The following is a 7,634-nucleotide window of genomic DNA, read 5'->3' as shown; positions in this document are numbered from 1 at the left end:
CCGTGCGAACCGGCGGCCGGTGATGTCGGTCGGCGTGATGCGCACGAAGATGTGCTTCGGCGTCGGGGTCCAGGACGCGAGTTGCAGAACGCCGGATGCCTCGATCTCCTCGGCGGCCGTCAGACGGCGGGCGGTGCCGTGGATCACGACGCTCCAGTGCCGGCCCGCCCCCTCTCCGTCGATCTCGAACGCGACCTCGGGCGCGGACATGAGCGCGCGCAGCTTGCTGCCGGGTCCGGTACGCAGGTACACGCTGCCCTCATTGACCAGATGGTTGACCGGGAACACATCCGGCGCGCCGTCCAGCCGGCCCACGGCGAGCCGCCCCAGTTGCGCGCCCTGGGCGAGCCGCCAGCACTCGGCGGTGTCGAGCTTCTCGATTCGGTTCTGCGCCATGGCGGTGCCTCATCCGGCTTCTCCGGCGCCCAGCGGGGTCACCTCGGGCGACGATCCCTGTCCGTGCACGATGAGCACGGGGCAGTGCGCATGCTCGGCGCAGGCGGAGCTGACCGAGCCGAGCAGCAGACCGGCGAAGCCGCCGTGCCCACGGCTGCCGAGCACGAGCATCCCGCACGTCTTGCTCTCCTCGATCAGCATGCGCGCCGGCGGACCGGCGAGCACCGTCCGGCGCAGCGCAGGGGGCGTCGAGCCGAAGGCGGCTTCGACGGAATCGTGCAGGATCGTCTTCGCGTCCTCTTCCGGGGACCATGCGTCCGCCGTGTACGGCGAGGCGTAGGGCGGGTAGGCCCAGGTGGTCACCACCTCCAGCGGAGCCGAGAACGCCTCGGCGACGCGCGCCGCATACCGCAGGGCCTCGATCGACGACGGGGAACCGTCGATCCCGACCAGCACGCGGTCGGGATCGGTGACTTCTTGTTCATCCATGCCTCCACGATCGCCCGCGTGCGCGCGGCGCATCGGGACGAAAGTCACACGGGTGCGTCTACTTCCTGCGACGGACGACCAGCACGATGTACAGCGCCGCCAGCACGGCGACGAGCGCGCCGACTGTGAACCCCATCGGACGATTATCGCGCTGTGCGCGCGGTCACGGCATGCCCGGAGGATCCACCGACCGTCCGACGCGGTCGCGACCGACGATGCGTCACGCTTCGACGGACGCAGGCACCCGCCAGTGGGCGCGAGTCCCGCGCACGGGCTGGGCTTCGAGCGTGAAGACCCCGCCGTGAGCGCGGGCGCGGTGGTCGAGATTGGAGGTGCCTCCGTTGCGCGGCGCGGCCGGGTCGATCCCATCGCCGTCATCCTCGACGAGCACCGCGATCTCCGTGTCCGTCACCGTCACTTCCACCGCGGTCGTCAGCGCATGTGCGTGACGGGCCACGTTGGCAAGGGACTCCCGCACCACCGCGACGACATCGTCGGCGAGCGGCCCGGTCACCACCAGATCGACGGGGCCGGTGAAGGTCAGCCGCGGCGGCGTCGCCAGTGAGGGGGTGAGCTCGGCGATCAGTTCGAGGATCCGCTGGCGCGCCTGCATCGGCGAGGTGCGGGTGCGCAGGGTGAAGATCGCGGTGCGGATGTCGGCGATCGCGGCGTCGATCTCGGCGACGTGCCGGTCGATCACCGGTTCCTGGTCTGGGAAGGTCGCGGCCAGGGCCTGCAGCCCGAGGCCGGTGGCGAACAGGCGCTGGATGACGTGGTCGTGCAGATCCCGGTCGATCCGACTGCGGTCTTCGACGACCTCGAGGCGCTGACGGTCCCGCCGCGCCCACGCGAGCGACACGGCGATGCCGGCCTGCGCCGCGAACTCCGAGACGGCGGTGAGGTCGGGGTGTGTGAACGGCGCTCCGCCCGCGGCGCGAGAGACGCACAGCGCGCCCACCGTGTGGGCCGCGATGGTCAGGGGAACCGCCACCGTGGGGCCCAGGTCCCAGTGGCCGCCGGGAAGCGACCATGCGTCCGCCGTGACCAGAGTCTGGGTGGCCACCGCGCGTCCGGCAGGAGTGCCTTCGGCAAGAAAGACGGTGTCCCGCACCACGTCTGCATCGGCGCCGCGGGCGACGTCGACGCGCATGGAGGTGCCGTCCGGTTCGGGGACGATGACGGTGACGAGCTCGACCGGCACCACGGATGCGATGCGCTCGGCGACGACGCCGAGCACATCGTCGGTGTCGGGGGAGAGCAGCGCCGCGCGCACGTCGGACTGGGCGGCCGCCAGCCGCTCCTGCCGGCGCGCCTGGTCGTAGAGGCGGGCGTTTTCGATGGCGATGCCCGCGGTCGCCGCGAGCGACTCGATGAGCTCCTCATCCTCATCGGTGAACTCCCCGTGGACGGGATCCGTCAAGTAGAGGTTGCCGAACACCTGGTCGTGCACCCGGACCGGGACGCCCAGGAAGGCGTCCATCGGTGGGTGGTGCTCGGGGAAGCCGACCGAGCGGGAGTCTGCGCTCAGGTGGGGCAGTCGGATGCTCTCGGCTGTCTGGATCACGGCCCCGAGCAGGCCATGACCCTCGGGCAGATGACCGATCGCGTCGACGACGTCGGCGTCGATTCCGACGTGGATGAACCGTTCGAGCATCCCTGATGGGTCGATCACGCCCAGCGCGCCGTAGCGCGCCCCGACGAGTTCGACGGCCGCCTCGACGATCCGCGTCAGGACGCGCTCGAGGTCGAGCTCCTCGATGACCGCCCGGTACGCCTGCAGCAGAGCGCGCAGTCGTCCCTGAGCGCTCAGCACGCTCTGCGCCTTGACGATCAGATCGCCGATGGTCTTCTCCAGTTCACCGCGCGGGATGTCGGGGAACTGGAGGGCGTCCTTTTCCATAGGGCCCCAGTCTCCAGGAGTCTGGGGCCATCATATGCCGGGCCCGTCTCGTGACCCGAGGCGTCCGAGACGCCGTGCCCGTCGTGTGCTCATGTGACTTTCGTCCCGGTGTGCCGTCTCCCGATGCGGGACGGTCGGCGCATGAAGGTCCTCGTTGTCCACGAGCCCACCTTCGGCACTGATGCCGCGACCTGGGCGACGAAGGGAGAGCCGTGATCACCGTGTTTCTCGTCGACGACCACGAGATCGTCCGGAGAGGACTCGCCGAACTCCTCGAGGCACAGCCGGATATGACGGTGGTCGGTGAGGCCGGCACCTGCCGGGACGCGGTTGCCCGGATCCGGGCGACCCCGCCCGCCATCGCCATCCTCGACGTGCAGCTGCCGGACGGCAGCGGCATCGACGTGTGCCGGCAGATCCGCCAGGAGTTCCCGGAGACTCGTTGCCTCATGCTCACCGCCTACGACGACGACGATGCGATCTTCGCGGCCATCCTGGCGGATGCATCCGGGTGTCTCCTCAAGGCGGTTCGCGGCGACGAACTCGTCCGTTCGGCTCGCGCCGTCGCGGCGGGGCGACGAATGCTGCACCCGACGGCGACCCGCGTCGCCTTGCAGCTGATGCGGGACGCGCCCCGGGCGGATCCACGGTTCGGATCCCTGCACGCGCGCCAGCGCCAGATCCTCGAACTGATCGCCGATGGCCTCACCAACAGGCAGATCGCCCGGCGGTTGGGCATGGCCGAGAAGACCGTGACGAACGAGGTCTCGTCGATTCTGGCCGGACTCGGCCTCGAACACCGCACACGGGGCGCCGGCTACGCCGTCGAGGGTGGGCGACCACCGATCGTGCCCGACCGGCCTGGCTGATCGTCAGCGGCGCCGCTCGAGCGTCGAGTCGCCGACGTTCGCGTCGAGCCAGCGCACCAGCGGCCGGGCGGTGCGCAGCACCTCGGCGATGCGCGCGGGCACCTCGTCCGTGCGCATCCACGGCTCGTCGGCCGGCCAGTGCTTCCACGCGGCGAGGTCCTTGTTGCGCAGCAGGTCTGCGCGGGGGTGGTCCTTCGGGTAGCCGCGCGGCGCGGTCTTGAGCCGGTCACGCACCATCACCTCGATGTCGGCGGCTTCGAGCCCGGCGAGGATGTCCACCAGCTCCGCTCCGCTGCCGTCGTCGGCGATGGCCGCCCGCATGCGCTCGAGCTGATCCGCGGCCATCATGTGGCATCCGGCCCCGACGCCGAGGCCGCGTGCGGAGAACTCGACGTAGCCGTTGCCGAGCATCGCGCTGATCGAGGTCTTGTAGGGCGACTTGTCCGCGCTGAAGCGGATGTCCCGGTTCGGCCGGAAGATCTTCGCCTCGCCGAACTCGTCGGTGAGGTCCGCGAGGAGCGCCTGCATGGGAGCGAGCACCTCGGCGTCGTACACCGCCCTGTGCTCCGTCCAGAACGATTTCGAGTTGTCGGCCTCGAGACCGCGGTAGAACTCCACCGCCGCGTCGGGCCATCCCGGGAATGCCGTGGCGGTCATCTACGCCTTCTTCCGTGACGTGGGCTGCTTGGCGGGCAGCTGCCCGACCTGTTCAAGAGCGACGGCGACCCACGCCGACAGCCGGTCGGGGTCCGAACGCCACGTGCGCGGGAGCGCGACGTAGCCGCCCATCGGACGCTCCGAGGGCCCGAACGGGCCGGTGCCGTCGACGGATGCGAGTTCGGCGAGGGATGCCTCGTCGAGCACCCGCACCCCGATGTCGTCGCCGAAGAGACCCGCGAACATGTTGCCGTTGACGAACGCGCCGAGGTTGCCGAACATCGGCTTCACCTCGACGCCCGCCGCCACCGGAACGAGCGCGCGGAAGAGGTCCTTGACCTCCTCGGAGGGGCGGGGAATCTGCATGGCTCTGTTATCCCACAGCGGTGATGCCGTCGCCAGGGGCGGCACCGGTCACGCGGTGCCCGGGTCCTCGTACTCGGCCGTGTCCGGGTCGAAGGTCATCGGATGCTCGGGATCGGCCTCGACCACCAATTCGCCGGATGCGCCGCGGTGCACGAGCACCGCCGAGCCCTCCACCGGCACGCGCTGCGGCGCCGTGCGCATGCCCACCGCGAGGACCTGCTCGCCCGCGGCATCCTGGTACCGCACCATGACGTCCGCGAACCGCGGCTCCCCGTCGGTCCAGTCGATCGGCGCGGGCACGGCCACGATCGTCCCCGGATACGGGCTGTGCGCGGCTTCCGAGCCCGACAGCTGCGCGGCCTCGCGCCGGGTCCGCCGCACACTCGCGATGAGTCCGCCGAGGCCGATCACGGCGACGATCAGCCCGACGACGGTCGGCTCGACGAGGTACGGCACTGCTGCGGGCCGGATGACGTCGGTGCGGTGGCCGGTGACGGCATCCGTGCCGAGCACCCCGAACAGCAGCCAGCCGCCGCCGACGAAGAGGCTCGCCCCGACGACCATCACGCACGTCCAGACGCCGATGATGCTGCGATGGAACTCATCGCCGACCGAGACGCCCAGTGCGAAGATCGCGAGCAGCGAGAGGATCGCGCCGGCGATCTGCGCGACGAACCACCACCAGGCGCCCGGCTCGTGCCCGGTCAGCGACAGCAGGTACACGAGGATCGTGGCCGCGCACAGGGCGGTGGTGAGCACCGCGCCGACGACGAACCGCGGGCGGAACCGCCCGGCGGCCTCGCCGGCCGACAGAGTGCCCACGCTGTGCGTGGACGCGGTCACCGCGAAGTCGGGTCCGTCAGCTGCCATGTCATTCCTCCCGTGCCGATCGTAGGCACGATCGGCACGGAAGCATCCGACATGCCGGGCTCAGCCTTCGACGACCTGCTGCAGCACGTCCATGAAGCCCTGCCAGCCGGCGAGCACGCCCTCGCGCTGCTCGGCGGTGAACCCCGGTGTGGTCTGCGTGAAGTGCATGCGGGTACCCGCCTCCGTCGCGGTCAGATCGACCGTGATCGTCGCGCGGCCCTCGGCAGCGGGCTGATCGGTCATGGTCAGCACGAGCCGTGACACGGGGGAGACCTCGACGAACTCGCCGGTCCACGCGATGGTGTTGCCGTCGGGCAGCACCATGGTCGCGGACCAGGAGCGTCCCTGCTCGGCCTGGTAGTCGAGGCTGTCGAGCGGCACCTGCACCTGGTCTCCGCCGAACCAGCGGGCGAACGCCTCGGGGGTGGTCCAGGCGGCGAAGACGTCGGCGGGTGCCGCGGCGAAGTCGCGGTCGATCTCGATGCCGGTGTCGGTGGTGATTCCGGTCATGATTCCTGCTCCTCGTTGTGAGTGGTGGCGTTCCGTGTGGTCGTGAGGTAGTCGTCGAGGGCCGCGAAGCTGTGCTCCCAGAACCGGCGGTAGTCGTCGATCCAGGCCGAAGCCGCGGCCATCGGGGCGGCGTCGAGCATCGCGGGGCGGTACTGCGCGTCGCGCCCGCGCGTGACGAGCCCGGCATCCTGCAGCACGCGCAGGTGCTTGGAGACGGCCGCGAACGACATCTCGTACGGTTCGGCGAGGTCCCCGACGTTGGCGGGGCCCCGGCTGAGCCGCGCGAGGATGCCGCGGCGGGTCGGATCCGCCAGGGCCGCGAAGGTGCGGCTCAGCGGATCGAGCTCGGCGCTTCTCATGCGATCAGTGTACTCAACCAAGTAGTTGAATACAAGAGTGGCGGGACGAGCGGGCGGCGCGCCGGGTCAGGAGGCGAGGGCCGCGGCGATCGCCTCCTGCGCCGTCGGATGGGTGAACGCGAACCCCGACTCGGTCAGGGCCCGGGGCTCGACACGCGCATCGGCGAGCAGGAGCGAATCCGCGACGTCGCGGCCGAGGCCGAGGCGCAGCGCCCACCGTGGGGCGGGGATCAGGTACGGGCGCCGCATCCGCCGCGCGAGCTCCGCGCCGATCTCGCGTGCGGTCGCGGGCGCGGGACCCGACAGGTTCACGGGGCCGACCAGTCCGTGCTCGATGACATGCCGGATGCCGCGCACCTCGTCCTCGAGCGAGATCCACGGCCAGACCTGCCGGCCGTCGCCGAGCGGACCGCTGACTCCCCATCGGGTGAGGGTGACGAGCGGTTTGAGCACGCCGTTCCGCTCCAGCAATGGCGCCGTGCGCAGCAGGGCGATGCGGGCGTCGGGGCCGGCCAGGCGCGCCGCGTCCTCCCAGGCGGCGCTGAGGCGGGCGAGGAACGTGTCGCCGGCAGCACTCGCCTCGCTCAGACGCTCGCCCGGCCGATTCCCGTAGAACCCCACCGCGGATGCCGAGACGAAGAGCGGGGCGTCGGCGCCGAGGCGGCCGACGGCGGTGGCCAGGGCACGCGTCGGCACGAGCCGCGACTCGCGCAGCACAGCCTTGTAGCGCGCCGTCCACGGGAGCCTGCCGATGCTCGCTCCGTTGAGGTTGACGACGGCGCGCGCTCCGGCGAGGATGCCGGGGTCGAGGTCGTCGTCGCCCGGCCGCCACTCGATCTCGTCCGCGGTGCGGGCGGTGCGTCGGACCAGCCGGGTGACGGCGATCCCGTCGGCGCGGAGTGCCTGGACGAGCGCGCTCCCGATCAGCCCGGACGAGCCCGAGACGACGATCCGCTCCGAATCCATATCCGTTCCTCTACCGTGAACCCCGTGGACAAGACACCGTACGCCCGATCGTTCCTCGATGCAGGCGAGGAGTACGAGAGGTACCGTCCGGGGTTCCCGACTGCCGCTGTCGAGGTCTTCGCGCCGGTGCCGGTCGCGGGCATCCTCGATCTCGGCGCGGGCACCGGCAAGCTCACGCGGAAGCTCACCGGCCGTGCGCGCACCGTCGTCGCGGTCGACCCCTCCGAGCCGATGCTCGCGCAGCTGCGGCGG

Annotated in this window: 11 protein-coding genes; 2 read left to right on the top strand and 9 right to left on the bottom strand. The window is 71.0% G+C overall.

What is annotated here, in order from left to right; genetic code table 11:
• From VJR25_RS00400 to VJR25_RS00390, 3 genes are all read right to left on the bottom strand, one after another.
• Positions 1–396 (bottom strand): pyridoxamine 5'-phosphate oxidase family protein (locus tag VJR25_RS00400; RefSeq protein WP_324111375.1); only part of this gene is annotated, 396 nt, incomplete at its 3' end.
• A gap of 9 nt (positions 397–405) precedes the next feature.
• The gene (locus tag VJR25_RS00395; protein ID WP_324111373.1) at positions 406–885 is read right to left on the bottom strand and encodes a universal stress protein; all 480 of its coding nucleotides are present in this window, start codon (positions 883–885) and stop codon (positions 406–408) included.
• A 220-nt stretch (positions 886–1,105) separates the two neighbouring features.
• Positions 1,106–2,785, bottom strand: coding sequence for a GAF domain-containing protein (locus VJR25_RS00390; RefSeq protein WP_324111371.1), 1,680 nt, complete (start codon positions 2,783–2,785; stop codon positions 1,106–1,108).
• A 212-nt stretch (positions 2,786–2,997) separates the two neighbouring features.
• Here VJR25_RS00390 and VJR25_RS00385 point away from each other — a divergent pair, with 212 nt between their 5' ends.
• Positions 2,998–3,654 carry a response regulator transcription factor gene (locus VJR25_RS00385; RefSeq protein ID WP_324111369.1) on the top strand — a complete coding sequence of 219 codons (657 nt, stop codon included), beginning with the start codon at positions 2,998–3,000 and terminating at the stop codon, positions 3,652–3,654.
• Positions 3,655–3,657: 3 nt separating this feature from the next.
• On the opposite strand, the gene VJR25_RS00380 is transcribed toward VJR25_RS00385, so the two are convergent.
• The 6 genes from VJR25_RS00380 to VJR25_RS00355 form a co-directional block, all read right to left on the bottom strand.
• The gene (locus tag VJR25_RS00380; protein ID WP_324111367.1) at positions 3,658–4,311 is read right to left on the bottom strand and encodes a DUF2461 domain-containing protein; all 654 of its coding nucleotides are present in this window, start codon (positions 4,309–4,311) and stop codon (positions 3,658–3,660) included.
• The gene (locus VJR25_RS00375) at positions 4,312–4,677 is read right to left on the bottom strand and encodes a TfoX/Sxy family protein (protein WP_324111365.1); all 366 of its coding nucleotides are present in this window, start codon (positions 4,675–4,677) and stop codon (positions 4,312–4,314) included.
• A gap of 48 nt (positions 4,678–4,725) precedes the next feature.
• Positions 4,726–5,547, bottom strand: a complete 822-nt coding sequence (locus tag VJR25_RS00370; RefSeq protein WP_324111363.1) for a hypothetical protein — start codon at positions 5,545–5,547, stop codon at positions 4,726–4,728.
• Positions 5,548–5,607: 60 nt separating this feature from the next.
• Positions 5,608–6,057 carry an SRPBCC domain-containing protein gene (locus VJR25_RS00365; RefSeq protein WP_324111361.1) on the bottom strand — a complete coding sequence of 150 codons (450 nt, stop codon included), beginning with the start codon at positions 6,055–6,057 and terminating at the stop codon, positions 5,608–5,610.
• On the bottom strand, positions 6,054–6,416 hold the full coding sequence (locus VJR25_RS00360) for a metalloregulator ArsR/SmtB family transcription factor (protein WP_324111359.1): 363 nt from the start codon (positions 6,414–6,416) through the stop codon (positions 6,054–6,056). The genes VJR25_RS00365 and VJR25_RS00360 overlap by 4 nt, the downstream gene beginning before the upstream one ends.
• Positions 6,417–6,482: 66 nt before the next feature.
• Positions 6,483–7,382, bottom strand: a complete 900-nt coding sequence (locus VJR25_RS00355; RefSeq protein WP_324111357.1) for a TIGR01777 family oxidoreductase — start codon at positions 7,380–7,382, stop codon at positions 6,483–6,485.
• A 24-nt stretch (positions 7,383–7,406) separates the two neighbouring features.
• Here VJR25_RS00355 and VJR25_RS00350 point away from each other — a divergent pair.
• Positions 7,407–7,634 (top strand): class I SAM-dependent methyltransferase (locus VJR25_RS00350; protein WP_324111355.1); only part of this gene is annotated, 228 nt, incomplete at its 3' end.

The organism is Microbacterium sp., from assembly GCF_035277845.1.
Taxonomy (GTDB): domain Bacteria; phylum Actinomycetota; class Actinomycetes; order Actinomycetales; family Microbacteriaceae; genus Microbacterium.
This window is presented reverse-complemented; position numbering and strand designations above follow the sequence as displayed.

Bases quoted from the DNA above. Each gene is read 5' to 3' on its own strand.
- VJR25_RS00360 (WP_324111359.1), bottom strand. From the start codon at position 6,416: ATGAGAAGCGCCGAGCTCGATCCGCTGAGCCGCACCTTCGCGGCCCTG.
- VJR25_RS00395 (WP_324111373.1), bottom strand. From the start codon at position 885: ATGGATGAACAAGAAGTCACCGATCCCGACCGCGTGCTGGTCGGGATC.
- VJR25_RS00370 (WP_324111363.1), bottom strand. From the start codon at position 5,547: ATGGCAGCTGACGGACCCGACTTCGCGGTGACCGCGTCCACGCACAGC.
- VJR25_RS00390 (WP_324111371.1), bottom strand. From the start codon at position 2,785: ATGGAAAAGGACGCCCTCCAGTTCCCCGACATCCCGCGCGGTGAACTG.
- VJR25_RS00355 (WP_324111357.1), bottom strand. From the start codon at position 7,382: ATGGATTCGGAGCGGATCGTCGTCTCGGGCTCGTCCGGGCTGATCGGG.
- VJR25_RS00365 (WP_324111361.1), bottom strand. From the start codon at position 6,057: ATGACCGGAATCACCACCGACACCGGCATCGAGATCGACCGCGACTTC.
- VJR25_RS00380 (WP_324111367.1), bottom strand. From the start codon at position 4,311: ATGACCGCCACGGCATTCCCGGGATGGCCCGACGCGGCGGTGGAGTTC.
- VJR25_RS00375 (WP_324111365.1), bottom strand. From the start codon at position 4,677: ATGCAGATTCCCCGCCCCTCCGAGGAGGTCAAGGACCTCTTCCGCGCG.